The sequence below is a fragment of the Burkholderia sp. AU18528 genome, assembly GCF_002223215.2.
Lineage (GTDB): Bacteria > Pseudomonadota > Gammaproteobacteria > Burkholderiales > Burkholderiaceae > Burkholderia > Burkholderia semiarida.
On sequence record NZ_NKFC02000006.1, the window covers coordinates 750,018 to 773,804 of the forward strand.

Genomic DNA, 23,787 nt, shown 5'->3' on the forward strand with positions numbered 1-23,787 from the left:
GACATAACGGTGGCAGCCTGCCGATTCCGAAGTGGCGTGCAAAAAAGCGCACGTCGATGCCGGCGCGGTGCTGCGAGTGCGGACCCATCTGCGCACTTCATCGCATTTGCCGCATGCGCGCTTCGCAATTTCGCTCGCCGCGTCGCGTCGCTTGCGTGGCGCAATGCCGTGGAGCATAAGCTTGGGCTTGCATTCCTCGATATCGCTCCGCGTGAGTGGGATGCGGGGACCGTACCGCACCGACATCGAGCGATGTTGCCGGCGACGGAAATCGTCATGTCACTCAAGGAGTTCTCCATGAGCAAGTTAGGAATTCAACCGGGGCTCGTCCAGTCCACTATCGCGAAATTCGAGAAAGGGACGAAGAACGGTGCGACCGACGGCGCGCAAAAGCAAGCGCCCGCGCGCAGCAAAGGCCAACTGGACGGGCTGTCCAGCTTCAAGGGGGCCGACGGCGCGCCGCCTCCGCCTCCGCCTCCGCCGCGCAACTTTGCCAGCCTGCCGGGGCGCACGGGGAACGTCGGGGCACAGATGCTCAGTTCGGCGCTGCATGCCGGAAGTTGCTTTCTGCCGCCCGGCATCGGGTCCACCGCGATGCATGCGGCGGCTGACATCGTGCGTCCATCGGCCCTCGGCGCAGGGGACCCCGTGACGCAAATGGCCGCGATGCAAAACGACTTCCTGAAGCAGCAAAGCGAGATGACGCGGCTCAACAACGCGAACACGCTGGCGTCCGCGGTCAACCAGCAGTCGCAGGAGCTCACATCGGCGCTGGCGTCGGTGGGCAACAAGGGTGCCAGCAACATTTCGAACGCCGCCAAGGGGCAGTAACGGCTACGGCGGGCCGCGGCGTTTTCGCGCGCGGCTCGCGAACGCCCCGGTCTGATCGTCCACACGTCCTGCCTGCCTTGTTCCTGCTTCGTCTGCGCTTCGTGCTTGCCCTGGCGCTCGCCATGCGGGACGATTTCTTCATGCAACGTCGCATTCTCGCTTGATGACGTTCGCCGGCAGCCGGGTCTCCCCGGCTACCCCCTCGTCTTACTGCCCGTCATCCGTCAGCTTCATGCGCTCGACGATGCGTTCCACCGAACGCGCGTAGCGGTCGCGCTCGGCAGGTGTTTCCGAATGGTAGGCACCGATCGCCGCCCAGGTATTCCCGTACTTGACCATCATCTTGTGCAGGTGCCACGCAGCCACGTAGACGCTCAGGCATGGGTTCATGAGGTCGTCCGCCGAGACGCCGTAGCGCGACAGCAGCGGAAGGTGAATCGAGTTGATCTGCATCATGCCGTAATCGGTCGAACCGTTCCGGTTGCGATGGAGCGCGTTCGCATTGCCATGCGATTCTTGCCACGCGATCGCGCGCAGCACGACGGGGCTCACCTGCTGATAGGCTGCAGCCGCTGCAAAGCAGTCGGGAGTCTGCGCGCGCACTTCGGCGGGCCGCGCGGACAGAATGGCAAGCGCCAGCACGAGCGCCGGCTTGGGGGTGAATGGTCGCATCATGGATCATCCGGTAAGAGAAGCGGTGCGGGGAATCGCTTCGCACCGACGTGCGAATGAAAACGCCGTCCGACCCACGCGTTTGCGTTTCGTCGGACGGCGTTGGCGAAAAAAGCCGCGGGCCGGCCGTGTTGGCGATCGGCGGTGCAGGCGCTTGGGCGCCGCACACCGCTGCCCTCAGCGGCCCATCGTCTCCGACGGTGCTTCCTGGAACACGCGCCGGTAGCCGTTGACCAGCGTCGAACGATGGCGCACGCCCCACTTGTTCGCGACGTCGAGCACGCGCGTGGCCGGTGCGCCGTCGTCGAGCAGATCGCCGCGAATGCGCTCCATCCGCTGGCGCCGGATCAGCTCGCTCGGCGACAGCCCGAGGTGGTTCTTGAACGCTGCCTGCATCGCGCGCTCGGTCACGCCCACATGCGATGCCACTTCGCGCACCGAAAGGTCCTTTTGGTCGAGGTTGTCCATCAGGTAGCGATAGGCGCGGCGGTATTTCGCCGGCAGGCGGGCGCTCACGTCGTCGGAGCGCTGCGCCGTGCGCGATGCCTGCATGTGGTCGGCCGCGGCGGCGGGCATCGACATGCTGTCCGCGCGCACGTGCTGAATCGACGCGAGCGCGTAGCGGCCGTAGAACTGCGCGAATTCCTGCGTGCGCATCTGCTGCTGCATGATCTTCGCGCGGCAGTAGAGGTAGTCGAGGTACCAGCGCGCATGCTGGCTGCCTTGCGAATTCGCCGCGCCGGACGCATCGAGCATCGCTTCGGCCAACGGCGTCGCGTGGCCGGCGATCGCGGCCAGCGTGATTTCCAGACACAGGCTGCGGTGGTAATCGTTGAGGCCGGCCTGGCGGCTCCAGCTCACGTATTGCTTGAGCGTTTCGCCCGCGCTCGTCCGGCCGTCGGCCAGCGAAACGAGCCGGCTCAGGTGCGAGAGTCGCTCGGCCAGCAGCGGCAGCACGGTCCCGGCGGGCTGCGAGCCGGGTACCGGTGCCTCGCTCGGCTCGAACTCCGCGATGGCCGAGCGCCAGTAGATGTGGTCGGCGAGTCGCTCCGCACCGTGCAGTTCGTGCTGCGCGAAGAGGTCCCGCCGCAGCGCGTCCACGAGGTAGCTCCAGCGGCGATCGCCATGCGTTGCCGCCAGAGCGGCCAGCTCGCCGAGGCGATGGCACGCCGCCTGGATCAAGCCCAGATGAAACGAAACGAGCGTCGCACCGAGGAGGCTGTCGAGACGTTGGCGCGGGGTGGCCGCCTTTTCCTCGCCGACGCGCTTGAAGCAACTGAGCGCGACGTTGAACTGGTTGCGGAACAAGGCTTGCCAGCCGGTATTGCGGCACGACGCGATACGCAGACCGTCGCGATGGGCGCGAATGGCTTTTTGCGCGCGGCGATACGTTTCCTCCGCTTCTTCATGGCGGCCGAGCATCAGCTCGAGGTCGGCGCAGACTTGCAGCTGTGCGTAGCCGGGCTGAGCTTGCGCCGTGTCGGTATCGGCATGGCGTGCGGCGTGGCGGACAGCGTCGAGAAACTGGCCGTGGAGCATTTTCGAGGCGACGTCCGCGGGGGTGTCGTCGAAAGCGAGGGCCGAGGCGGCGGCGAAGTAGATCGTTGAGAACATGTCGTGCTCCTGACTCAATGAGCGATGCGTTAAGCGGCGTGAAACGATTCGTGAAGCCGTGAGCGCATGTTTTCATCGCGGGCCGATTCAGGCGCGTGTTTGTGATGGTTTGTTACCTTCGATTCGGTATCGGCATGTGCCGGATAGGGCGGTGTCGCGGTGGACTTTCACGCACGAGCGGGAGGCCTGCGTCGCGGCTTTTTGATGATTTGTTACGTTTGCCGCCGCCGTGCGCCGTTTGGCGCGGTGCACGCCGAGCCTGTCCGGATCTTCGTGTGTGACGCATGAACCGACGGCCAGGGGGCCGCTTCATGCCACGCAAACTCGAGTCGCTGCACATGCAGCCTCGGAAGATGATCACGCGCGGCCACTTCCCGTCGGATGAGGCGGCGCTCAAGCTGATCTGGCTGGCGCTGCGCAACGTCTTGGTCAATGGACCGGTTCCCAGCACGATTGGAGCGCGCCGTGAATCAGTTCGCGCTTGTTTATTCAGAAAGATTAAACAATGGAATCTGAATATCAATCCGCCTGACGCACGGAATTCCGAATACCTCCTGTACGGCACCCAATTGGCGGCTTGCCCGCGAACGGCGCCATAGCACACGTTTGTATCTGCCATATTTCCAGGGTGGCCATTCCGCGATTCGCGCCTAAACGTCCAAAAAAAATTTCGCGGCTGCCACAGCGCCATGCTGGGCGGGGCTTGCGGCGCGAAGGCGACGTTCTCTCGCCAGTGCCTGTATCATCCATGCCGGCCGAGACAGGACGATTTTCCAGGATTATTTTTTTACTTAAAGGTGCGGTGTACGTTGTCGTAAACACCCATTGAGCTGTAGTGCTATCCTTACGCGGCGTTACGGTTTTCTTACATAATTTCTTTCGAATTCCTGACGCCTTTCGGTGCTGCTTTTCGGGCGGCTATTGGCATGGTTCAAGTAGATTGAAAAGAACGTGGCAACAAGAAAAATAGAGCTTCCGGTGCATCCGAGGTGCATGAGCGACAAGAGGCGGAACCGGGCGAGGGCGAATGTCTGGATAGCGGCGATGCCGTCGGCAATTCGGGTGCTGCTGTGCGGCGTCTGGTTCGCCTGCACGGTCGCGCACGCTTCCGATCAGCAAGTAATCGTCGACGGCGGGCAGCGCCTGGGCGGCGTCGTGCGCACGGGCGGCCACGACGTGCCGTTGCTGCGCGCGCTCGAGCAGATCATGCCGACGAGTTACAGCATCAATGTGCCGAATGCGGGCGCATGGGCCGACGCGCCGGTGAGCTGGCGCGCCGGCTCGTCGGTCGCGCACGCGCTCGGCGAGGTGCTGTCGGTCGATCCCGCGCTGCAGGCGCGCGTCGATACGGATATGCGCTTGCTCACGGTGACTGCGCATGCGCGGCGCGCAAACGTTGACGCGCCGCGGCCTGCCTCGCAGGCGGCCGGCGCGGCGTCACGCATGAACGGTGCCGCCACGAATGCGTCTTCCACGTTGCCCACGGGCGCGGCGGCGATGGCGCCCGCGGCGGGGCCTGCCATTGCACAGGCGCAGGCCGTGGCGCAGGCGCGCGTTTCGACGTCGACGCCCGCAGCACCGGCATCGGCTCGCATACCGGCCGCAGCACCGGCGGTCCTGCCCGTGGCGGCACCGGCACCGGCACCGGCACCAGCACCAGCACCAGCACCAGCACCGGCACCCGCTCCGGTGACGTCGCCCGCACCGGCAGCCGGGCCGGCGATGCCGGCATCGGTACCGGCACTTGTTTCAGCACCGCCGCGAGCGCAGGTACCGGCGCCCGCAAAGCGTGACGCCATCGAGCCCCCGCTGCTCGCCGCCATGCAGCCGGCGTCCGGCCCGGACTCTCCGGCCCCATCGTGGGCGCCCGTCGCGACGCCGGCGTTCGCGCCCGCGGTGGCGCCCGAGCGCACGGAGTGGCAGATGCGCCTGTCGGACGGCTCCGTGCGCAATGCGCTCGCGCGCTGGGCGAGCGAAGCCGGCTGGCAATTCATTTGGGACGTGCCGACCGATTTTCAGGTCGACGCGACGGCCACGATACACGGCACGCTCGCCGAAGCGCTGCGTCAGGTGACCAATGCGCTCGCCGGCGCGCAGGTGCCGATTCAGGTGGTCTTGTACCAGCGCAACCGCGTCATGCGCGTCGTTCCCAAAGGAGCAAGTTGATGAGCGTCCTCCGTCGTCCTTTCGTCATCCTTGCCGCCTGCCTCTCGCTGCTCGCGGGGTGCACCGGCCTCCTGGACAAGATCGAGCGCAGCTCGCAGGCCGATACCGCGCGTGCGGGGCAATTGCTCGGCAAGCTGTCGAACGGCGACAACCGCGCGGTGCCGGGCAGTGACGACGTCATCGTCAAGGACGAACTCTGGCTGTCGGGCAAGACGATCAAGATCGCGGCGAAATCGACGCTGCCGAAGCTCTTCGACGAGCCGGCGAGCTTCGACGGCACGGTCGATTCGCTGCGCATGTTCGCCGATCGCATTTCGCGCCTCGCGCACCTGCCGGCCAAGGTCGCGCCGGGCACGAGCGAAGCGGCCGCGCGCGCGACGCAGACCGCAGTCGATACGGGCGGCGCCGGAGCCTATCCCGGCGTGCCGCCGCTGCCACCGGGCCTGCTGCAGGGGCCCGCGCCGAGCACGAGCGCCGCGACGGTGGCCGCGCGCGTGCCGAACGTATCGTCGCCCGTACGCATCGCGTATTCGCGCGGCACGCTGCGCGGGCTGCTCGACACGGCGTCGGCCCGCTTCGGCGTCTACTGGAAGTACGAGGACGGCGCGATCGTCTTCTTCTACACGGCCACGCGCGTCTACCAGGTGGTCGCCATTCCGGGCGACTCGAGGCTGGATACGAACGTCGTGAGCGGTGCGAGCAACAGCGGCGGCGCGTCGGGCAACGGCGCGGGGGCCGCGGGCGGATCGGGCGCCGGTGGCGCGGGCATCGGCGGCGGAGGCGGCGGGGCGTCCGGTTCGCCGTCGGTGTCGTCGGACAACACCGCGAACATCACGATGAACGCGCAACTCTCGGTGTACAACGGCTTGCAGACGGCGATCAAGGCGATGCTCTCTCCGGCAGGCTCGGTCATCACCTCGCCCGCCACGGGCTCGATCTCGGTCACCGATACGCCCGACGTGCTCGAACGCGTGGGCGAGTTCATGGAGCAGCAGAACCGTGTGCTCGCGCGGCAGGTGCTCGTCAACGTGACGGTGCTGTCGGTCACGCTTTCCGCGCAGGACAGCTACGGCATCAACTGGCACGCGGTCTATCAGGCGCTCGGCACGCAGTTCGGCATCACCACCGCGTTCACGAGCATGATCCAGAACCCGAGCGAGCTCTCGGCCACGGTGATCACACCGTCGAGCCGCGCCTCGAGCACGACGGCCATCATCGATGCGCTTTCGACGCAGGGCACGGTGCACCGCAAGACCTCGGCCTCGATCACGACGCTCAACGATCAGCCCGTTCCCGTGCAGGTGGCCGAGCAGCAAGGCTATCTCGCGCAGATCTCGACGACCAACACCGTCAACATCGGCAGCCAGACGTCGCTCACGCCGGGCACGATCACGACCGGCTTCAACCTCACGGTGCTGCCGCACATCCTCGACGACGGCACGATCATGATGCAGTTCTACAGCAACATTTCGTCGCTCGTGAACCTTGCGCCGTTCGGCCCGGCGAACCAGCAGATTCAGCTGCCGACCGTCGACACGCGCAACTTCCTGCAGCGCATCGCCGTGAAGTCGGGGCAGACGCTCGTCATCAGCGGCTACGAGGGCATCACCGATCAGGATAACCGGCAAGGCGTCGGCCATCCGTCGAACTACGCGATGGGCGGATTCAACGCGTCGGGCACGCGCGAGGTGATCGTCATCCTGCTGTCGCCGATCGCGATCAACGGCGCTTGACGCGCGCTCGGGCACAGGATCCGTCATGGCGACGCAAGTCATCCAGATCGGCCGTCAGCGTTTCATATGCGGCCTTTTCTGGCAATCGCTCTCGCGCCGGCACGCGCTGCGCGCGGAGGCCGTGGAACTCGCCGCGCGCCTGAATTTCGATGCGATGGTGCTGCGTATCGACCGCACCTTCGCGGGTGTGGGTTTCGCGAGCACGCGCGAGGGCGCGCAACTGGGCTTGCCGTCGCTCGGCGCGCTCGTGTCGAAGACGATCGCGGCCGAAGGCGCGTTTTACGACGGGCGCCAGCAGCCGGCGCCCAACTGGCTCGGTGCGTTTCATCTGCCCGACGGGCGCTGGGCCTACTTCGCCGTGCGCGACGGCGCGTTCCTGCCGAACGGCGACTGGATCGGTTCGAGCGAAGACGTGTTCGAGCGGCTGCACGGCGATTACAGCCTCGGCGGCTGGAACGTCGTCATCGGCGATCCGCAGCTGGAAGTGCAGGGGTTCCACAACTTCTACGCGCGGCGCATCGAGGACATGATCCCGCGCCGGGGCGGCAAGCCGCATTTGCCGCGCTGGCTCAATCTGTCGCGTGTCTCGCGGCGCGCACCGCGGCGCGAGGTGCTGCTGGTCGCCGGCGCGATCGTGGTGGCGGCCGCGGTGGCGGCCGGCATCGTCGCGTACCGGCGCCACCGTATGGAACTCGAGCGGCAGCAGGCGTTCGAGCGGATGCGCGCGGAACTCGCGCTGCATCCGCCCAAGCCCGTGGCGCCGCCCGAAGCCGCGCACCCATGGGCCGGCGCGCCGCGGCCCGATGCGTTCGTTCGCGCGTGCCTCGATCACTTCACGCATATCGCGCCGGGCGGCTGGGAACTCGACGACTACGTTTGCCGCGCGTCGAACGTCAGCTACAGCTGGTCGCGGGGCGGATCGAACGTGGCGATGCTGATGGCGGCGGAGCCGCGCGCGACGATCGACGGCAACGGCGAGCATGCGAGCTACGTGGAGCCGCTGGCCTTGCCCGCAGGGGGAGACGAAGTGCTCGATGGCGTGCACGGCGTGCGCTTGCGCATGCTTTCCGCCTTCCAGTTGCTGGGCATCGGCCTGACGTTCACGCTGCAACCGGCAAGCGCGCCGCAGCGCGGCCTCGCTTCGCAAACGCTGGACCGGCTGCATCCGGGCGGCGGCCCGCCCCCGGCGCCGAGCTGGCAGACCTGGCGCATGTCGGCGCAACTGGGCGACGTGCGGCCCGACAGCCTCGTCAGGTACCTCGACGAGCCGGGCGTGCGCGTCGAGACGCTTTCATACAAATCCGGGCAGTGGACGCTCGACGGAGTGCTCTATGAGAAATGACGATGCATTGACTGTGCTGGTGCTCGCCTGCTGCTGGGCGTGGCCGTTGGCCGCGTTCGGCGAGGCCAGCGCCACGGCCGCCGCAGCCACCACGGCCGCCGCGCCCGCTGAAGCGGCGCCGCGCATGAACGTCGTTCCGACACCGGCCGCCGTGCAGGCAGCCAACGAACTGATGCGGCTACAGGAGGAAACGATGATCCTCAAAGCGCAGCTGAAAAAGCTCGATGCGCAGGCGCAGGTGGCGGAGCGGCAAGAAGCGCTGCACCGGATGGGCAGTACCGTCTCGTCGTATTCGGACGTGTCGCTCGTGGCGACACAAGGGCTCGGCAAGAAGCTCGGCGCAACCGTGGCGACGAGCGACGGCGCGGAGTTCGACGTCGGGCCCGGCGATACGCTGCCCAACGGCATGCGCGTGGCGGCCATTCGCCCGGGTGCGATCGTCCTCGCATCGCAAGACGGACGGCGCACGACGCTGACCGTCTCCGCGAGCGTGCGGCAGCAGCCCGCGCGCAACGTGGCGTCGACAGGCTCGCCCGGCGTGCCGCCGATACCGACGCTGCCTGCGTTGCCGATGCCTGCGAGGTGACGCCATGAGTTCGTCTCCCACACCGCCGGGCAAGACGCCCACGAGCGTGACGCCGCTGATTCTCTCGCGCGCCGTGAAGCCGATCGAAACCGATCCGTCTGTTGCGCAGGCTCAGCCCGCGGCCCCGGCCGCGCCGGCTCTCGCGCCGGTTGCTCGGCCACGCGAGCCGGTGCTGAGCGCCGTGGCCGCGGCCGCCGCCGCGTCGGTGCGGCCCGCGCAAACGGCGTCGCAAAGCCAGCCGCCGGGGCAGGCGCTGCCGCTCGCCGCGGTGGCGCGCCCGCTTTCGGACAGCGGCGAGTTCGCCGCGAGCGACGAGGAGCGCAAGTTTCTCTGTCTGCTCGACGACGGCACGCTGCTCGTTGCCGAAGGGCACGAAATGAATCCGTTCGTGCTGTCGTACTGCGCGAGGCTCGAACGGCTCAATTGCCGCTATACGACGCGGCTCGTGACGCTCGATGCGATCAGGCGCAGCTATCAGGGCCCGCGCCGCGACGGCAGTGCCGAGCGCATCGATCACACGCAGATGCAGGCCGTCGCGAAGAACCTGATCGCGCGGGCGTGCGACGAGCGTGCGTCGGATATCCATATCCGTGTGAACCGCTTCAGCACGGAGATTCTTTTTCGCATCCACAACGAACTCGTGCGCATGTCGGAGCAGACGCGCGAGTACGGCGAGCGGCTGCTCGCCACGCTTTATGCGGCGATGTCGAGCGTATCGGACAACACCTACAAGCCGAACGAACGCCAGGACGCGGCCATCGGCGATCGCGACAAGCTGCCGGACCGGCTTTTCGGCGTGCGGATCGCGACGGCGCCCACGAGCGTCGGCAGCGTCATGGTGCTGCGGCTGCTCTACAACGATGCGGGCGAGGCGACGGCCCTGACCGAGCTCGGCTTCACGGTGGCGCAGGCGAACGCGTTCGAGCTGCTCGCGCAGCAGCCGCACGGCATGAACATCATCAGCGGCCCGACCGGCTCGGGCAAATCCACGACGTTGCAGCGCGTGCTGACGAGGCAACTGCGCGAGATGGCCGGCTCGATCCACGTCATCACCGTGGAAGACCCGGTGGAGTACCCGATCGAGGGCGCCGTGCAGACGCCCGTCGTCAACGCGCCGACGGAAGAGGCGCGCTCGCTCGCGTTCGCCGCCGCGATCGCGAACGCGATGCGGCTCGATCCCGATACGATCATGATCGGCGAAGTGCGCGACCGTGCATCGGCGCAAAGCGCGTTGCGCGCCGCGATGACGGGCCATCAGGTCTGGACGACGGTGCACGCGAACGGCGCGCTCGCGATCGTGGACCGTCTCGTCGATCTCGGCTTGCCGATCGCGATGGTGACGGACGAATCGCTCGTCACGGGACTCATCAGCCAGCGGCTCGTCAAGCTGCTGTGTCCGCACTGCTCGCGCCCGCTGGCCGAGTCGATGGCGCAGCTCGACATGGGGCTCGTCGCGCGCTTGAAGCGGGCCGTCGGGGCGCGGTTCGACGCGGTGCGCGTGGCCGGGCCGGGCTGCCCGCATTGCAAGAACGGCACGGTCGGCCGGACCGTGGTGGCCGAGGTCGTGCGCACCGACGCGACGTTTTGCGAATTGCTGCGCGCCGGGCGCAAGCCCGATGCGCACGCGTACTGGCTCGGCGAGCTCGCGGGGCAGACGGTCGCACAGCACGCGCTCGAAAAAGTGGCGGCAGGCCTCGTCGATCCGCGCATGGCGGAGCGCGTGGTCGGGCCGTTCATGCAGGGCAGCGGGGGGCGGCCGCAGCCGCTCGGAAGCGGCTATGGCACTTGAGCTCAACCGGCGCTGGGCGCGCCTGCAACTCACGACGCAGGCGCGCCTGCGGCTCTATCGCAAGATCGCGAAAATGCTCGCGAACGGTTTGCCGTTGCTCAAGATTCTCGAGGAGCTCGAATTGCGCGCGTCGCACGAGGGCCGCAAGCCGAACGAGCCGCTGGCATTGACGCTCGCGGACTGGCGCGGCGTCGTGCAAAACGGCGGCATGCTGGCCGAGGCAATGGCGTGGTGGGTGCCGCATACCGAGCAGATGATCGTCATGGCCGGCGAGCAGTCCGGGCGCCTCGAGGCCGCGCTGCTGAACGTGTGCAACGTCGTGCAGTACGGCCGCCGGATCCGGACGGCCATCGTCGGCGGGTTGACCTACCCGTGCGTGATCGTGGCGATGACGATCGGGTACGTGTACCTCTTCGGCAAGCTCGTGATTCCGCGCTTCGCGTCGATCGTGAGCCCGGAGCGCTGGCACGGCGTCGCGAAGTCGCTCTACGAGCTGTCCCGGTTCGTGCAGGGCGGCATGATCTACTGCCTCGTGGTGCTCGCGATCCTCGTCGCGGCGCTCTTGTACTCGATGCCGCGCTGGTCCGGCAACGTGCGGGCCTGGCTCGACCGCTACCCGCCTTACTCGATCTATCGGCTCATTACGGGCTGCGGTTTTCTCGTCGCGCTTTCGTCGCTGCAGGCGGCGGGCTTCACGGTCGAACGCTCGCTCGCGCGGCTGGCCGCCGATGCGACGCCGTGGCTCAGGCAGCGAATCGACGACATGCTGTTCGGCGTGAAGTCGGGGCTCAACGTCGGCGAGGCGATGAAGAACGCCGGCTACCGGTTTCCTTCGGAGGAGATCGTCGACGATCTGTGTGTGTATGCCGAATACAAGGGCTTCGCCGAGGCGCTGCACGCGATCGCCAACGAATGGATGACCGACGGCGTGGAGACGATCGAGGCGCAGATGCGCGTGGTCAACGGCGCGGCGATCGTCGTGCTCGCGCTCGTGCTGTCGTGGCTCATCAGCGGCTTCTTCGGAATTCAGCAGGAAATTGCGGCTTTGGCCCGGAGTGTGCATTGAGCCTGCCGTGTAATGACGTGCAAGCGCAGTGCAAACGAACGGGTGTTGAAGGTAGGGGCACGTCTTTCTCGCGTGCCGATTGAGGAAACCAAGGAGAGCAACATGAATGTCAAGACCGTCGCATCGATCCGCGCCCGGGTGGGCAGCCGTGGGGCGCGGCACATGCAGCGTGGCGCCACCCTGCTCGAAGCGATCGCCTATCTCGGGATCGCCGCAATCGTCGTCATCGGCGCGATTGCGCTGCTGCGCGGCGCATTCGGCAGTGCTTCGTCGAATCAGACGGCCGAGCAGGTGACGGCCATCCAGACCGGCGTCAAGAAGCTGTATATGGGGCAGACCAACGGCTACAACGGGCTGACGACGACCGTCGCCATTGCCGCCGGCATCATCCCGACGACGCTCGTCATCGACACCGCGGCAAATACCGTCACCGATGCCTGGGGTGGTGCAGTCACCGTTGCGAGCGCTACCAGCGGTACATTCACGATCACATTCGATTCCGTGCCGACGGACGTATGCATCAACGCGGCATCCGCCGGCGGAACGTGGACGGCCGTCTCTATCGGCAATACGCCGCAAGCCGTGCCGGTCACGCCCGCCGCCGCTCAGGCCGCTTGTGCCGGTGGTGCGAAGACCATCGTCTGGACCTCCGCCTGATCGAGGCCAGAGTATCGGCCTTCACTCCGATTGACGTCACGAGCCGCCTGCCATGTTCCTGATCTGGATCGTCGCCGCCTTCGCGATGCTGACCGGTGCCTACGCGCTGCTCGGCGCCGAGGCGGCGCCGGCACCGCTCGCGCCGTCGGCGATGGCGCTCGCGGCGAACATGAGCGCCTACCGGCAGGCCGTGGTGGCCTTCGCGCGCGCCAACCCGTCGTTCGCCGGCAGCGTGCCGGCGGCGAGCGTCGCGCCTTACCTCGGGGCGACCGTTCCCGATCCGATGTGGCGGAACTACGTCCAGCCCAATACCGGCTATGCGGGCAGCCTGGTCGTGGTCTATGCGGCGTCGGCGGCGGCCGCGACCGCGGTCGACGGCATCGAGCAGATTGCGCAGGGCTCGGCGCTGGCCGGCGTGGCGCTCGGCGCCAACCTCGTGTCCCCCGGCAACCCGGCCGTGCCGCTGCCGGCCGCGCTGGCGAACGCGATCCCGAACGGCATGCCGGTATGGATGGCGCAAGCGTATGACTGAGCGCACCCGTACCCTCGCTCGCATCGGCATGCGGCGCGCCGGCCCCCGCGCGCGGCCGGCGCGTCGCATGTCCGGCTTCACGATGGTGGAGATGCTGGCGGTACTTGCGCTCGCGGCATTGATGATGGCGGGCCTCGTCACGCTCACGAACTCGTCGCTCGACGATACGCGCGCGCAGCAGGCCGCGCTTTATCAGTCGCAGCTGACGGCGGCCGCCACGCGGCTCATTCGGCAGAACTACACGGCGCTCGCGGCCCAGGCCACGACCACCTCGCCGGTGATCGTGAAAATGACCGGCTCGCCGTATCAGCTGTCGACCTACCTGTCGAATGCGTTGAGCGGCACGAACCCGTATGGTCAGACGCCGTGCCTGCTCGTCTACGCGGCCCCGGGCGGCGCCAGCCCGGTGGCGTTGCAGGCGCTGCTCGTCACGGAGGGCGGCCGGACCATTCCCGATCCCGAACTCGGCTACATCGCGGCGAACGCCGGCCCGGGCGGTGGCTCGATCCAGGCGACGAACAATGCGAGCGGCGCGGCCACCGGCGCCTTCGGCACCTGGAAGGTCGATACGCCCAACCCGGCGAATAGATCCTGCACAAGCACGAAAACGGGCACGGGACATCTGGCGAGCCTCATCTTCTACGACGGCACGCAGGCGCAGAACGTCGATTATCTGTACCGCGTGGCCGTGCCGGGCAACCCACAGGCGAACACGATGCAAGTGCCGATCGTGCTCGCGCAGCAGATCGACTACGCCGCCTGCACGCAGCCCGGCGCCATCGCGGCCGACTCTTCGGGCAACGTCCTGAATTGCGATGGAACGCAGCACATGTGGGTGCCGCAGGCGGCCTATCACTGGCGCGAACCGGTGGCCGACGAAGCGGCGCTCGCGGGCGTTGCCGCGCATCAGGGCGACGTGCGGCTCACCGCCGCGACGAATCGGGCCTATGCGTACGATGGCGCCGCATGGCAAGCGCTGGCGGTGGACGAAGCGGGCAATCTCGCGCTCGGCAACGCGAACAACGTCGGCGACCCATGCCCGCCCGCGCCGCAGAATGCGGCCATCGCCCCCGCGTCGGCGAGCACGACGCTCGTCTCCACCGATGCGAACGGGCGCGTGCTGTCGTGCCGCGGCGGCAGGTGGCAAACGCAAAGCGAAATCGAGCCGGCGTCATCGCTCACGGGCTGTCAGCTCGTGATGGCCAACCCGAACGGCGCGGGCGATTACTCGGCCTGCACGAGCCAGCCGGCGACGAACTTCCAGTCGGGCGCCTATTCGTACAACGGCAGCAATGGCACGTACTCGTATACGTTCAGGACGACCGTCAACCTCACCAAGCCGGGGATCATCGTCGCATCCACGTGGGCGCACCTGAACGACGGCATGTGCAACGGGCCCTCCGGCAACCGCGGGCAGCTCTCGCAGAGCATCGACATCACCGACGGCGGCAACCACAACCTCGGGCATACGGAAAGCCAGACGCCGACGCTTCAGGACGATTCGGGCGGGATCAACAACGCGCTGTCCCAGGCGGGCACGCCTGGCACCTACACGATCGTCGTGACGACGAACTGGGCGACGTACGCCGGCATCACGACGCCGTGGGTCAGCAGCTTTTGCGGGGAGTCTGGCCAGACGGTCTGGAACACGCCCGTCGCGGCCGGCTGGACGATCAACTCCTACTACTGAGCGCTCAACCGTGAGCCCGTCGACACCGCACACCTTCGCAGCACCGCCGCGCACGGCGCGACCGGCGCCATTGCGCCGGCGCGGCCTTCGCGCGGGCTCAGTGCGGCGCGAGCGTCTGCAGCATTTCGTGCAGCTCGAGCCGGTTGTAGGTCGCGCGCAGCACGTCGCGCGGCAGGCATTGCCGCTTCGATACGAGGCTGAAGAGGTGATCGTTGAGCATGCGCGACATGTTGTCTTCCTTGCGCTTCATGAATTCGGCAAGGTACGGCAGCTTGCCCGGATCGGTCAGCAGGCCGCTGATCTGCTGATTGTTGTTGAACAGCAGTTCGCTCGCGAGCACGAGGTTCTCGCCATCCTCCGTCGGCACGAGGCACTGGCAGATCACGCCGATCAGGCAGTTCGCGAGCGCGGCCGCATAGCGCTCGCGCTGCTCGGCCGGAAAGAACGACAGCAGCCGCGTGAGCGTGCCGATCGCGCTGCCCGTGTGCATCGTCGCGAGCACGAGGTGGCCCGATTCGCCGGCCTGCAGCGCCGTCTCCGCCGTCTCGGGGTCGCGCACCTCGCCCACCATGATGACGTCGGGCTTTTGCCGCAGCGCCTCGCGCAGGCCGGCCGAGAAGCTCGGCGTGTCGGTGGGCACTTGCCGCTGCGAGACGATCGACGTGCGGCCCTCGAGTTCGTATTCGATCGGCTCTTCGATCGTGACGATGTGGCTGTTGCGGGTGCGGTTGATGTGCTCGAGCAGCGACGCGATCGTCGTCGTCTTTCCCGAGCCGGTCGGGCCCGTCACGAGGATCAGCCCCTTGGCGCTGTCGATCATCGAGCGCACGTAGGCGGGCAGGCCGAGCTTGTCGAGCGCGAGCGGCTGCAGCGGCAGGCGCCGGATCGAGATGACGAGCTTGCGGCCGCCATTGGTGCGGTAGATGTTGCAGCGAAGGCGGCAGCGCGTGAGCACGAACGGGCGATCGATCGCGCCGTGCTGAAGCTGCGCCTCCCAGTCCGGTTCGATCGAGGCCAGCGTGGGCAGCATTTCGTCGTGGAGCACGGGCTCGTCGCCGACGGCGAGCCAGCCGCGCGGCGCCTTGATCATGATCGGCCGGTCCTGCTCGATGTGAATATCGGTGAAAGTCTGCCGCAGGTCGATCAATTCGAGAATCTCGCGCGTCAGGTCGCGACGTTCGTGACTCGGAGCGTTCATCGTCAGTGCCCTTCCTATGAAAGATAGTCGGAACTTACATGAAAACTTTGTCTATGTGTCGGCGAAGCATCGGGCGGCGCCGCGTACGTTTCATCGCGGGCGGCGCGTCATGAACTGGGCTTGCCGACTGGGCACCGTGGCCCTCGCCGCCGCGCTCGCATTCGGGGCGACGGCCCCCGTTGCCGAGGCGGCGGCCGTGCGCTGGAAGTCGTCGATCGTCGATTACGAAGCGCAGGGCAAGGACATCAAGGATGTGCTGCGCGACTTCGGCGCGAGCCAGGGCGTCCCCACGCGCATCGCCGCCGATGTGGGCGGCACCGTGAGCGGCAAGTTCCATCTGCCGCCGCGGCGCTTTCTCGATACGCTCGCGGCGTCGTTCGGCTTCGTGTGGTACTACGACGGCGAAGTGCTCGACATCACGACGGCCGCCGAACTGCAGAGCACGCTCGTGAAGCTCGATTCGGCCGATACGGGCGCGCTGCGCGAGGCGCTCGACCGGCTGCGCATCTCCGACGAGCGCTTTCCGATCGTCTACGATAGCGCGCAGGGCACGGCGCTCGTGAGCGGGCCGCCTCGCTACGTGCAGATGGTGACGAACGTGGCGTCGCGGCTCGACAACAACGCCGCGCATCGAAGCGGCACGCAGGTACGCGTCTTTCCGCTCTATCACGCATGGGCGCACGACCGCACGGTGCCCATCGACGGCCAGCAGGTCACGCTGCAGGGCGTGGTGGCCGTGCTCAACGGCATCTACCACCCGCGCACGGCCAAGGCCGCCGACAAGCGCGGCGACGGCGAGGGCGGCCGCCCGGCGAGCGGCGTGAAGCGCACCACGCCGATCAACGACGTGAACGGCAATGCCTACAACGGCCCGTACATTCCGCCGCCGGTGCCGTCGGGCGCGGCCGGCAAGGGCATGTTCGCCGGGCTCACCGGGCAGCCTTCGCCGGCCGTGGCCGCGGCGGTGGGCGAGCCGCCGCCGCCGCAGAACACGAGCACGGCGCCGGCGAGCGACGATCAACTGCCCGTCATCGTCGCGGACCAGCGCACGAACTCCGTCGTGATTCGCGATACGGCCGACCGGATGGATCAGTACGGCAAGCTGATCGATCGCCTCGACGTCAAACCGCAACTGATCGAGATCGAGGCGCACATCATCGAGATCGACGACGACGCGCTGCATCAGCTCGGCGTCGACTGGACCGCGCACAACAGCCACGTCGACGTGCAGACCGGCACCGGCACGCTCGCACAGAGCACCTACAACGGCACGCTCTCGCAGAACTTCGGCCAGACGGCGCTGCCGGGCAACTTGCTCGCGGCGGCGACGCCCGTGGGCGCATCGGTGGCCGCCGTGCTCGGCGACGCCGGCCGCTATCTGATGGCGCGCATCTCGGCGCTGCAGCAGACGAACGCCGCCAAGATCGACGCGAGCCCGAAGGTCGTCACGCTCAACAACATCGAGGCCGTGATGGACAACCAGACGCAGTTTTTCGTGCCGGTGTCGGGATACACGTCGGGCGATCTCTACAGCGTGTCGACGGGCATCTCGCTGCGTGTGCTGCCGATGGTCGTGGAGGAGGACGGGCGCACGCGCATCAAGCTCGACGTGGCGATTCAGGACGGCCAGCTCACCGACCGGACGGTCAGCAACCTGCCGGTGATCCAGAACAGCACGATCAACACGCAGGCGTTCATCGAGGAGGGGCAGGCGCTGCTCATCGCCGGCTATCGCGCGGACAGCGCGACGATGGGCGTGACCGGGGTGCCCGGACTCTCGAAGATTCCGTTGATCGGCGCGCTCTTCCGGACCGACAGCCGCCAGAAGAGCCACATGGAGCGGCTCTTCCTGCTGTCGCCGCGCGTCATCTCGCCGTGATTCACCGCAACCGCCCGCACCGGGGAATGCAGGAGGCCATGTGAACGGATCCGATACTCAGCCGCATTCGCTGCCCGGCGGGCCGCCCGGCAAGCCGTCCGAGCCGCGGCCCGCCCAATTGGGCTTGCCCGCCGAGGGATGCGCCGACGGCGCCGCCGATCGTCGCCTGTCCGACGACGAGGCGCGCCGCCTGCGCGGCACGCTGCGCGGGCTGCCGTGCGGGGTGATCGTGCTCGATCGCGCGGGCGCGGTCGTTCACGCGAACGCGCGCGCGCTCGAGATGCTGGCGATGACGCTGCCCGCGGGCGTCGATTTCAGCGTGGCGCTGAGCGAGCGCTTCGAGATGACGGACGTGCCGCGGCTGCGCGATCTCGAAGCGGGCCGCGAGGTGCGCGTGGACGATTCGACCTTCTGGATTCAGGCGGGCCCCGCTGGTGCGTGCGGCGGTGCGGGGGCGGGCGAATCCGTCATCGCCGTGACCGACGTGACGCCGTTCGCGCGCTCGCTCGACGAGCGGGCCATGTCGCTGCGCTTCTTGCTGCACGATCTGCGCTCGCCGCTCAATTCGATCAGCGCGCTCACGCAGCTCGACGCGAGCGACCCCGAGGCGTTCGAGCGCTGCGGCGGCATGCAGCAGATCACCTCGCTCGCGCAGTACGTGCTCTCGCTCGGCGAGCAGTTCATCTTCTCGTCGGTGACCGAGCATTTGCAGGCGCGCGACTTCAAACGGTTCGATCTGCGCGCGACGCTGCGCCAGATCATCTCGCAGCTGGAGGTCACCGCCGTCTATTGCGGCGTCGCGCTACACTTGTGGCTGCCCGACAGCGCACCGCTCTGGGTGAGCGGCATGCGCAACTTCGTGGCTCGCGCCGTCCAGAACGTCATCGACAATGCCGTTCGCGCGTCGCCGCGCGGCGAGGCGGTGACGGTGTCGATCCGGCAGGCCGACGGTTTCGCCGAGGTGGTCGTCGACGATCGCGCGGGCGGGCTGCCGGGTCTCGTCGAGGGCGATCGGCTGGCCGACTTCGAGAAGCTCGGCAAGCGGACGGCAACGGGCTTCGGCCTCGGGCTCAAGCTCGCCGTGCAGATCGTCGGCATGCACGGCGGCGCACTTTACGCGGAGCTCAACGGGCAAGGCGGTACCATGTTCGTGCTGCGTCTGCCGTGCCTGAATCCTGTCGCCGCGAAGCCGCCCGCGACATCGCTCGTCGATGCCGACCGCGCGTTGCGCGCGGCGCGCGGCGAGTGAGGCGCCGGAGCGCGGCCCGTATTCGTTTGGCACGCGTCGCGCGGACCGGGCGCCGGCTCCCGCGCGGCCGTTGGAACCAAAGGCCCATATGAAATCGCTTGCAGGCAAACCCGTACGCATTCTGTTCGTCGAGGACGACGTCGCGCATCACGCGCTCATCCATTCCTGGCTCAAGAGCGAGGGCTACCACATCGACGCTTTTCACAGCGGGCTCGACGCGCAGCAGTTTCTCTCGGAGCAGTGGGCCGATCTCGCGATTCTCGACTGGGACCTGCCGGGCGTTTCCGGCGACAAGCTGCTGCAAAAGATCCGCAGCCGTTCGCAATCGATCATGCCCGTGATTTTTCAGACCGTGCACTCGGCGGAGTCCGACATCGTGCGCATACTGGATGCAGGTGCCGACGACTATCTCGTGAAACCCTACGACAGGCAGGTGCTGCTCGCGCGCATGCGCGCGCTGCTGCGGCGCTTCGCGCCGATGAACGTGCAGGGCCGCAAGATGTTCGTCGACGGCGAATGCGCGCTCGATCAGCAGGCGCGCTCGCTCGTGGTGGCGGGCGTGGCGCACAAGCTCGGCACCAAGGAGTTCGACATTCTCTGGCATCTCGCCCGGCACACGGGCGCCGTCGTGCTGAGGCAGGATCTGATGAGCGTGGTCTGGGGCTGGGATGCGGCCGTGCAAAGCCGCTCCGTCGACATGTACGTGAGCCGCCTGCGTGCGAGCCTGAAGGCGGCCGGCGTCGGCTGGACCGTGCAATCGGTCTATGCGACGGGTTACCGCCTGACCCTCAAGCCGGATGTGGATCAGTCGGGCGCCGGTGCGTCGGGCGCCGGTGCGTCCCCGGAAGGCGCCGCATGAGCGCGGCCCGCATGCGGGCGCTCGCACGCGGCGCCGTCGCGGCCTTCGTCTGCGCGGCCGCCGTGCACGCGCAGGCGGCGAGCATGGCGTGGGCCGGCGGCCCCGGCGCGCGCTTCGTCTACGTGACGAACGGCGCGGGCCTCGCGGAGGTCCTGAATGCGTTCGCGGCGGGGCAGCACGTTGCCCTGCGCATCGACGGTCAAGTGGACGGCGTCGTGAGCGGCCGTTTCGCGATGCCGCCGCAGCGTTTTCTCGACGTCATGAGCCGTTCGTACGGATTCGTCTGGTACTACGACGGCGCGGTCCTGCACGTGTCGCCCGCGAACGAGCAGGCGCATGTCGCCATCCGGCCTCACTTCCTTTCCGCGAATGCGCTGCGTGCGTCGCTCGAGCAGGCGGGTCTTGCCGATACGCACTTCCCGTTGGCGGTGGATGCCGGCGCGCAAACGGTGAACGTGCGCGGGCCGGCGACCTACGTGGAGCGTATTCGTGCCGCGGCCGAACGCTTCGAGCGCGACGCGCGAAAGCGCGTGCGTTTGTCCGTGCGGGTGTTTCGCCTGAGTGCCGCGAATGCCGCCGACGAAACGCGCGTGGTCGATGGCCGCACGCTCGTCGTGCCGGGTGTGGCCACGCTCTTGCGGCGCCGTTTCGAGCGCCCGGCCGTTGCGAGCGGGCCCGCCGTTTCCGATGCACCGCGGATCGTCGAGTTCGATGCGGCGCTGCCGGCGATCGAAGCGGATGCGACCACGAATTCCATCCTGATACGCGATCGGGCCGAGCGCATCGACGCCGACGGCGCGCTCGTCGCGAGCCTGGACGTGCGTGCGCAGCTCGTATCGGTCCAGACGTGGGTGGTGGACGTCGATGGCGACGCGCTCGACGCGTTGCGGCCCGCACTGCCGCCGGCCATGGCCGGCGGGGCAGGTGCGCAGGAGGCGACGGCGGCCGCGCGCGAGCACCGCGATGCCGGTATCGCGCCCGACGGCGGCCGCGCGCTGCTCGCGCAGCTCAAGGCATTGGCCGGGAGCGGCCGCGCCGAAATCGAGGTGTCGCAAACGGCGCTCACGCACGACCGCTCGCCGGCCGTCATCGATCGCCACGAGGCACGTCTCGCGCGCCGCGACGAGGATGACCTGCCCGATGACGGCGCCCGCGATCTCTGGCTGTCGATTGCACCGACGGTCGAAGGCGCCGCGTCGATGCCGCGTATCGGCTTGCGCGTGGAACTGGGGCGCCGCGGCGATGCGCGCCGCTATCGGGCCGTCGACCAAAGCCTGGCGCCGGGCGAGTGCCTCGTCATCGAGGGACCGGCGCCGTACAACGGCGATGTCGCGCGTCGCGCGGACGATACCGATTCCGGCAGTGCGGGAGAGGGCGGTATGCGCCGCCGCCTCGTCTTGCTGATACCGCGCGTGGCAGCATAGCCGCCGATCGGATGAGCGCCCGCGACGGCGTGAGGGTGAGGCGACGTGCCGTGTCCGAACGGATGCGACGGCTGGTCAATCAGGCATCGATGCGCGCACGGATGCGCCCGTTGCCCGAGGCGCGCTGGCGATCGCCGGGGTTACGCCCGCAGCCACATGAAATTGCCCGACGCGATGCCCTCGAACATTTCGTCGGGCGATTCGAGGATGTTGTTCTGCCAGTAGCGGCCGTGTTCGGCGTAGTGCGAGAAGAGATCGGCGAGATAATCGCCGGTGATGGTCGGGCCCATCGGCAGATGGACGAGCAGCACGACGTTGCCCGTATCGGATTCGAGGCACAGTTGCGCCTGGTCCTGCGCGTAGATGAGCAGGTTGGCCTCGAGCATGAGCCGGAAAACGACGAGCGACCGGCCGGGCGTGACGGCGCCGTAATGAAAGCTGACATAGACCGAATCGGGGTCGGTCTCGTGGTGATTGAGATGGACGTCGAACCCTTCGATCTCGAGCGTTTGCGTCTCGGCGACATACTCGGCGTCGGGCAGCCCGACCACCGCGCAAACCTCGTGAATCAACTCGACGAAACGTTCCCTGCTCATGGGCGGCAATCTCCGGCGAAAATAGGGCGGCCCGGCTGCAAAAACGCGGGGGCACGTAGCCGGAAAGCAGGGCTTTCCGCTTTCGTGCCCCTCGCGCGAACGGACTGCGGCAAGGCGAGTGGCTTACTGGCCCTTCGCGGCGTCGGCGATGTTCTTCGCGCCGTTGTTGCCCACGGAGGCGAGCGCCGACGTTTCCTGCTGCTGCATGTTGATCTGCATCGCGGCCATCGTCATCGCGTTGTTCTGGTTGGCCATGGCCTGCATCTGGCCGACCATGTCGGCGTTTTGCGAACCGGCTTGCGAGACGCCCGAGCTTCCGATCGATGAAGACATGATGTATTCCCCTTATCAAGAAAGTGATGGAAAAAGCACTGCTGTGGGTTGACGCGTGATGCTTCGGTAAAAGACCCTTGGCCGTGATGGCCGCCGGTCCGGACCGGCTGACGCGCAGCCGGATGCTGCAACTGCAAACTGTTCAACCGTCTTGCGTATCGCCGCGAATGCGGTCAAAGCGCCGCGCCGCGGGCGCTGTGGCGCTCCTGCAGCGTGAGCACGATGCGGCGCGCCGCGATCATCCCGCGATAAAGCTTTTGCAGATCGAGCCGCTCGCGCTCGTCGGCCGCGGACTGCGTGGCCGTACTGATCCGGCGCGCGGTTTCGTCGAAGGCCGCCGCAATGCGCGCGACCCGTTGCGCGCCGTCGGGCGCCGAGAGCGTGGCGTCCAGCGCGTTCAGATCCTGCGCGATGGGAAGCAATGCGTCGTACATGTCGGTTCCTTTGGTGGTCGAGGTCAATTGTTTGCTTCGTCCTTGCTGCTCGCGAACAGATGCTTCGTGCCGTCGGGCGTCTCGATGTAACGCAGCCCGCCCGTGGCGATCACGGCCGTGTACTCGACATCGGGCGCGAGCGCCTGCGCTTCCTTGACATCCACGTCGACGCGCTTGACGTTGTCGCCGAGGTCGGCCCTGATACCTGCGATCAGCGTGCGGAAGGTCGTCATCGACTGCACGCTGCCGCTCACGCGGAAGATGCCGTGGCCCTGGTAATTCACTGCCGCGCCCGTGCCGGCGAGCGACTGCTGGATGTTGTCCACATCCTGCTGCGCGACGTCGTATTCGCGCCGCACCTTGCCGCGCGCGAGGCTGTCCATGATCCGCTGCGCCTTCGCGCTTTCGTCGCTGCTCGTCACGATGCCGCGCACCGCCACACTGTCCTTGCGTGCCATGGCCTGCAGATCGCCGAGGCCTTCGCGGTGCAGGGCCTCCTGCAACTGCCGTGCGAGCGCGTCGGCGTCGAACCTCACGCTCGCCGCCTCGCTCGACTGCGTGCCCGCGAACATCACACCGGCCACGGCGATGCCGCCGATCGCGGCGGTGCAGGCGAGCGCCAGCACGGCCGTGCGCCAGGGCACCTTCGGCGAAGCGGCCGGCGCATGGCCGGCGCCGGGTTCGTCCGAATGGGCCGGGTCCATATCCGGCGCGCCGCTATCCGCGTCGGCCTGCGCCGCGGTGTCGGCGGCAGGCGGCTCGGCCGTCTTCCAGAGGCCCGCCAGCAAATCGAGATCGCGCGGCCAGGCTTCGCCATCGGGGCCCACGCAAAGCACGACGTCGCCGAACGGCACGGCCACGAAGTCCGCCACGAGCACCTCATCGCCGTTCGCCGAGCGGATCCGCGCCACACCGTCCTCGCCCACGCAAAGCTCGATGTCCTCGACCGTCCAGTCGCTGATGCAGACATCGGCGTGCTCGGTGGCGCCGATCCGGTAGGCGCCGCTCGTGAGCCGGACCTGGGCTCCGGCGTGGGTGCCGGTCAGTACTCGAAGCGCTTTCATGATCGTGGTATCCGTGTATCCGACGTGGGTCATGCGGTTGCTGTTGCGGGTCGCCGCTCCGGCGTTGCGCTGC

The 23,787-nt window shown here is 67.7% G+C and carries 21 protein-coding genes and 1 pseudogene; 15 read left to right on the plus strand and 7 right to left on the minus strand.

Annotation, left to right across the window (positions count from 1 at the left end; all coding sequences use genetic code 11):
- Nucleotides 1-297 precede the first annotated feature (297 nt).
- A complete protein-coding gene (locus tag CFB52_RS20225) occupies nucleotides 298-831 on the plus strand; it encodes a hypothetical protein (RefSeq protein WP_099317883.1) in 534 nt (177 codons plus the stop codon).
- A 207-nt stretch (nucleotides 832-1,038) separates the two neighbouring features.
- Here CFB52_RS20225 and CFB52_RS20230 read toward each other — a convergent pair whose 3' ends face one another.
- Nucleotides 1,039-1,506: a lytic transglycosylase domain-containing protein gene (locus CFB52_RS20230; RefSeq protein ID WP_099317268.1), complete on the minus strand. Its 468-nt coding sequence runs from the start codon at nucleotides 1,504-1,506 to the stop codon at nucleotides 1,039-1,041.
- 174 nt (nucleotides 1,507-1,680) lie between these two features.
- Complete coding sequence (locus CFB52_RS20235; protein WP_059582676.1) at nucleotides 1,681-3,117, minus strand: helix-turn-helix transcriptional regulator; 1,437 nt, start codon at nucleotides 3,115-3,117, stop codon at nucleotides 1,681-1,683.
- A 323-nt stretch (nucleotides 3,118-3,440) separates the two neighbouring features.
- Between CFB52_RS20235 and CFB52_RS34295 the strand changes: the two are divergent.
- From CFB52_RS34295 to pilV, 10 genes and pseudogenes are all read left to right on the plus strand, one after another.
- Nucleotides 3,441-3,633: pseudogene (locus CFB52_RS34295) on the plus strand (IS256 family transposase); the annotation flags it as partial.
- 477 nt (nucleotides 3,634-4,110) lie between these two features.
- Nucleotides 4,111-5,283, plus strand: coding sequence for a toxin co-regulated pilus biosynthesis Q family protein (locus CFB52_RS20245; protein ID WP_257220536.1), 1,173 nt, complete (start codon nucleotides 4,111-4,113; stop codon nucleotides 5,281-5,283).
- Nucleotides 5,283-7,016: a PilN family type IVB pilus formation outer membrane protein gene (locus CFB52_RS20250; RefSeq protein WP_059639198.1), complete on the plus strand. Its 1,734-nt coding sequence runs from the start codon at nucleotides 5,283-5,285 to the stop codon at nucleotides 7,014-7,016. The genes CFB52_RS20245 and CFB52_RS20250 overlap by 1 nt, the downstream gene beginning before the upstream one ends.
- Nucleotides 7,017-7,041: 25 nt before the next feature.
- Nucleotides 7,042-8,358, plus strand: coding sequence for a type 4b pilus protein PilO2 (pilO2, locus tag CFB52_RS20255; RefSeq protein ID WP_099317271.1), 1,317 nt, complete (start codon nucleotides 7,042-7,044; stop codon nucleotides 8,356-8,358).
- A 13-nt stretch (nucleotides 8,359-8,371) separates the two neighbouring features.
- Entirely contained in the window at nucleotides 8,372-8,944 is a 573-nt protein-coding gene (gene pilP / locus CFB52_RS20260) for a type IV pilus biogenesis protein PilP (protein WP_230951182.1), read from the plus strand.
- 4 nt (nucleotides 8,945-8,948) lie between these two features.
- On the plus strand, nucleotides 8,949-10,733 hold the full coding sequence (locus CFB52_RS20265; RefSeq protein WP_099317272.1) for a GspE/PulE family protein: 1,785 nt from the start codon (nucleotides 8,949-8,951) through the stop codon (nucleotides 10,731-10,733).
- Nucleotides 10,723-11,799: a type II secretion system F family protein gene (locus tag CFB52_RS20270; protein ID WP_059582659.1), complete on the plus strand. Its 1,077-nt coding sequence runs from the start codon at nucleotides 10,723-10,725 to the stop codon at nucleotides 11,797-11,799. The genes CFB52_RS20265 and CFB52_RS20270 overlap by 11 nt, the downstream gene beginning before the upstream one ends.
- Nucleotides 11,800-11,901: 102 nt before the next feature.
- Nucleotides 11,902-12,456, plus strand: a complete 555-nt coding sequence (locus CFB52_RS20275; RefSeq protein ID WP_059582657.1) for a type 4 pilus major pilin — start codon at nucleotides 11,902-11,904, stop codon at nucleotides 12,454-12,456.
- Nucleotides 12,457-12,508: 52 nt separating this feature from the next.
- Complete coding sequence (gene pilM, locus CFB52_RS20280) at nucleotides 12,509-12,988, plus strand: type IV pilus biogenesis protein PilM (RefSeq protein WP_059582652.1); 480 nt, start codon at nucleotides 12,509-12,511, stop codon at nucleotides 12,986-12,988.
- Nucleotides 12,981-14,678, plus strand: coding sequence for a shufflon system plasmid conjugative transfer pilus tip adhesin PilV (gene pilV, locus CFB52_RS20285; RefSeq protein WP_059582650.1), 1,698 nt, complete (start codon nucleotides 12,981-12,983; stop codon nucleotides 14,676-14,678). The genes pilM and pilV overlap by 8 nt, the downstream gene beginning before the upstream one ends.
- Nucleotides 14,679-14,775: 97 nt before the next feature.
- Here pilV and CFB52_RS20290 read toward each other — a convergent pair whose 3' ends face one another.
- A complete protein-coding gene (locus tag CFB52_RS20290; protein ID WP_373680972.1) occupies nucleotides 14,776-15,882 on the minus strand; it encodes a type IV pilus twitching motility protein PilT in 1,107 nt (368 codons plus the stop codon).
- A 103-nt stretch (nucleotides 15,883-15,985) separates the two neighbouring features.
- Here CFB52_RS20290 and sctC point away from each other — a divergent pair, with 103 nt between their 5' ends.
- From sctC to CFB52_RS20310, 4 genes are all read left to right on the plus strand, one after another.
- Nucleotides 15,986-17,755 (plus strand): type III secretion system outer membrane ring subunit SctC, encoded by a 1,770-nt coding sequence (gene sctC, locus CFB52_RS20295; RefSeq protein WP_059583120.1) that lies wholly within the window; start codon nucleotides 15,986-15,988, stop codon nucleotides 17,753-17,755.
- A gap of 40 nt (nucleotides 17,756-17,795) precedes the next feature.
- The gene (locus tag CFB52_RS20300) at nucleotides 17,796-19,004 is read left to right on the plus strand and encodes a PAS domain-containing sensor histidine kinase (RefSeq protein WP_099317273.1); all 1,209 of its coding nucleotides are present in this window, start codon (nucleotides 17,796-17,798) and stop codon (nucleotides 19,002-19,004) included.
- A gap of 88 nt (nucleotides 19,005-19,092) precedes the next feature.
- Nucleotides 19,093-19,863 carry a response regulator transcription factor gene (locus CFB52_RS20305; protein ID WP_099317884.1) on the plus strand — a complete coding sequence of 257 codons (771 nt, stop codon included), beginning with the start codon at nucleotides 19,093-19,095 and terminating at the stop codon, nucleotides 19,861-19,863.
- Complete coding sequence (locus CFB52_RS20310; protein WP_099317274.1) at nucleotides 19,860-21,287, plus strand: secretin N-terminal domain-containing protein; 1,428 nt, start codon at nucleotides 19,860-19,862, stop codon at nucleotides 21,285-21,287. Before CFB52_RS20305 ends, CFB52_RS20310 begins: the two co-directional genes overlap by 4 nt.
- A gap of 140 nt (nucleotides 21,288-21,427) precedes the next feature.
- Here CFB52_RS20310 and CFB52_RS20315 read toward each other — a convergent pair whose 3' ends face one another.
- From CFB52_RS20315 to hrpD5, 4 genes are all read right to left on the minus strand, one after another.
- On the minus strand, nucleotides 21,428-21,883 hold the full coding sequence (locus CFB52_RS20315; protein ID WP_099317275.1) for a CesT family type III secretion system chaperone: 456 nt from the start codon (nucleotides 21,881-21,883) through the stop codon (nucleotides 21,428-21,430).
- A gap of 123 nt (nucleotides 21,884-22,006) precedes the next feature.
- Nucleotides 22,007-22,216: a hypothetical protein gene (locus CFB52_RS20320; protein ID WP_006765597.1), complete on the minus strand. Its 210-nt coding sequence runs from the start codon at nucleotides 22,214-22,216 to the stop codon at nucleotides 22,007-22,009.
- Nucleotides 22,217-22,389: 173 nt separating this feature from the next.
- Nucleotides 22,390-22,650 carry a hypothetical protein gene (locus CFB52_RS20325; protein WP_011660757.1) on the minus strand — a complete coding sequence of 87 codons (261 nt, stop codon included), beginning with the start codon at nucleotides 22,648-22,650 and terminating at the stop codon, nucleotides 22,390-22,392.
- A gap of 23 nt (nucleotides 22,651-22,673) precedes the next feature.
- Nucleotides 22,674-23,714 carry an HrpD5 family protein gene (gene hrpD5, locus CFB52_RS20330; RefSeq protein ID WP_060311755.1) on the minus strand — a complete coding sequence of 347 codons (1,041 nt, stop codon included), beginning with the start codon at nucleotides 23,712-23,714 and terminating at the stop codon, nucleotides 22,674-22,676.
- Nucleotides 23,715-23,787: the final 73 nt, after the last annotated feature.

What these genes read in the sequence shown, in the direction of transcription:
- CFB52_RS20250 (WP_059639198.1), top strand. Translation starts at nt 5,283, where the DNA reads ATGAGCGTCCTCCGTCGTCCTTTCGTCATCCTTGCCGCCTGCCTCTCG.
- CFB52_RS20305 (WP_099317884.1), top strand. Translation starts at nt 19,093, where the DNA reads ATGAAATCGCTTGCAGGCAAACCCGTACGCATTCTGTTCGTCGAGGAC.
- CFB52_RS20225 (WP_099317883.1), top strand. Translation starts at nt 298, where the DNA reads ATGAGCAAGTTAGGAATTCAACCGGGGCTCGTCCAGTCCACTATCGCG.
- CFB52_RS20315 (WP_099317275.1), bottom strand. Translation starts at nt 21,883, where the DNA reads ATGAGCAGGGAACGTTTCGTCGAGTTGATTCACGAGGTTTGCGCGGTG.
- CFB52_RS20310 (WP_099317274.1), top strand. Translation starts at nt 19,860, where the DNA reads ATGAGCGCGGCCCGCATGCGGGCGCTCGCACGCGGCGCCGTCGCGGCC.
- pilV (WP_059582650.1), top strand. Translation starts at nt 12,981, where the DNA reads ATGACTGAGCGCACCCGTACCCTCGCTCGCATCGGCATGCGGCGCGCC.
- CFB52_RS20270 (WP_059582659.1), top strand. Translation starts at nt 10,723, where the DNA reads ATGGCACTTGAGCTCAACCGGCGCTGGGCGCGCCTGCAACTCACGACG.
- CFB52_RS20275 (WP_059582657.1), top strand. Translation starts at nt 11,902, where the DNA reads ATGAATGTCAAGACCGTCGCATCGATCCGCGCCCGGGTGGGCAGCCGT.
- pilO2 (WP_099317271.1), top strand. Translation starts at nt 7,042, where the DNA reads ATGGCGACGCAAGTCATCCAGATCGGCCGTCAGCGTTTCATATGCGGC.
- hrpD5 (WP_060311755.1), bottom strand. Translation starts at nt 23,714, where the DNA reads ATGAAAGCGCTTCGAGTACTGACCGGCACCCACGCCGGAGCCCAGGTC.
- CFB52_RS20265 (WP_099317272.1), top strand. Translation starts at nt 8,949, where the DNA reads ATGAGTTCGTCTCCCACACCGCCGGGCAAGACGCCCACGAGCGTGACG.
- CFB52_RS20325 (WP_011660757.1), bottom strand. Translation starts at nt 22,650, where the DNA reads ATGTACGACGCATTGCTTCCCATCGCGCAGGATCTGAACGCGCTGGAC.
- CFB52_RS20230 (WP_099317268.1), bottom strand. Translation starts at nt 1,506, where the DNA reads ATGATGCGACCATTCACCCCCAAGCCGGCGCTCGTGCTGGCGCTTGCC.
- CFB52_RS20245 (WP_257220536.1), top strand. Translation starts at nt 4,111, where the DNA reads ATGAGCGACAAGAGGCGGAACCGGGCGAGGGCGAATGTCTGGATAGCG.
- CFB52_RS20235 (WP_059582676.1), bottom strand. Translation starts at nt 3,117, where the DNA reads ATGTTCTCAACGATCTACTTCGCCGCCGCCTCGGCCCTCGCTTTCGAC.
- pilM (WP_059582652.1), top strand. Translation starts at nt 12,509, where the DNA reads ATGTTCCTGATCTGGATCGTCGCCGCCTTCGCGATGCTGACCGGTGCC.
- CFB52_RS20320 (WP_006765597.1), bottom strand. Translation starts at nt 22,216, where the DNA reads ATGTCTTCATCGATCGGAAGCTCGGGCGTCTCGCAAGCCGGTTCGCAA.
- sctC (WP_059583120.1), top strand. Translation starts at nt 15,986, where the DNA reads ATGAACTGGGCTTGCCGACTGGGCACCGTGGCCCTCGCCGCCGCGCTC.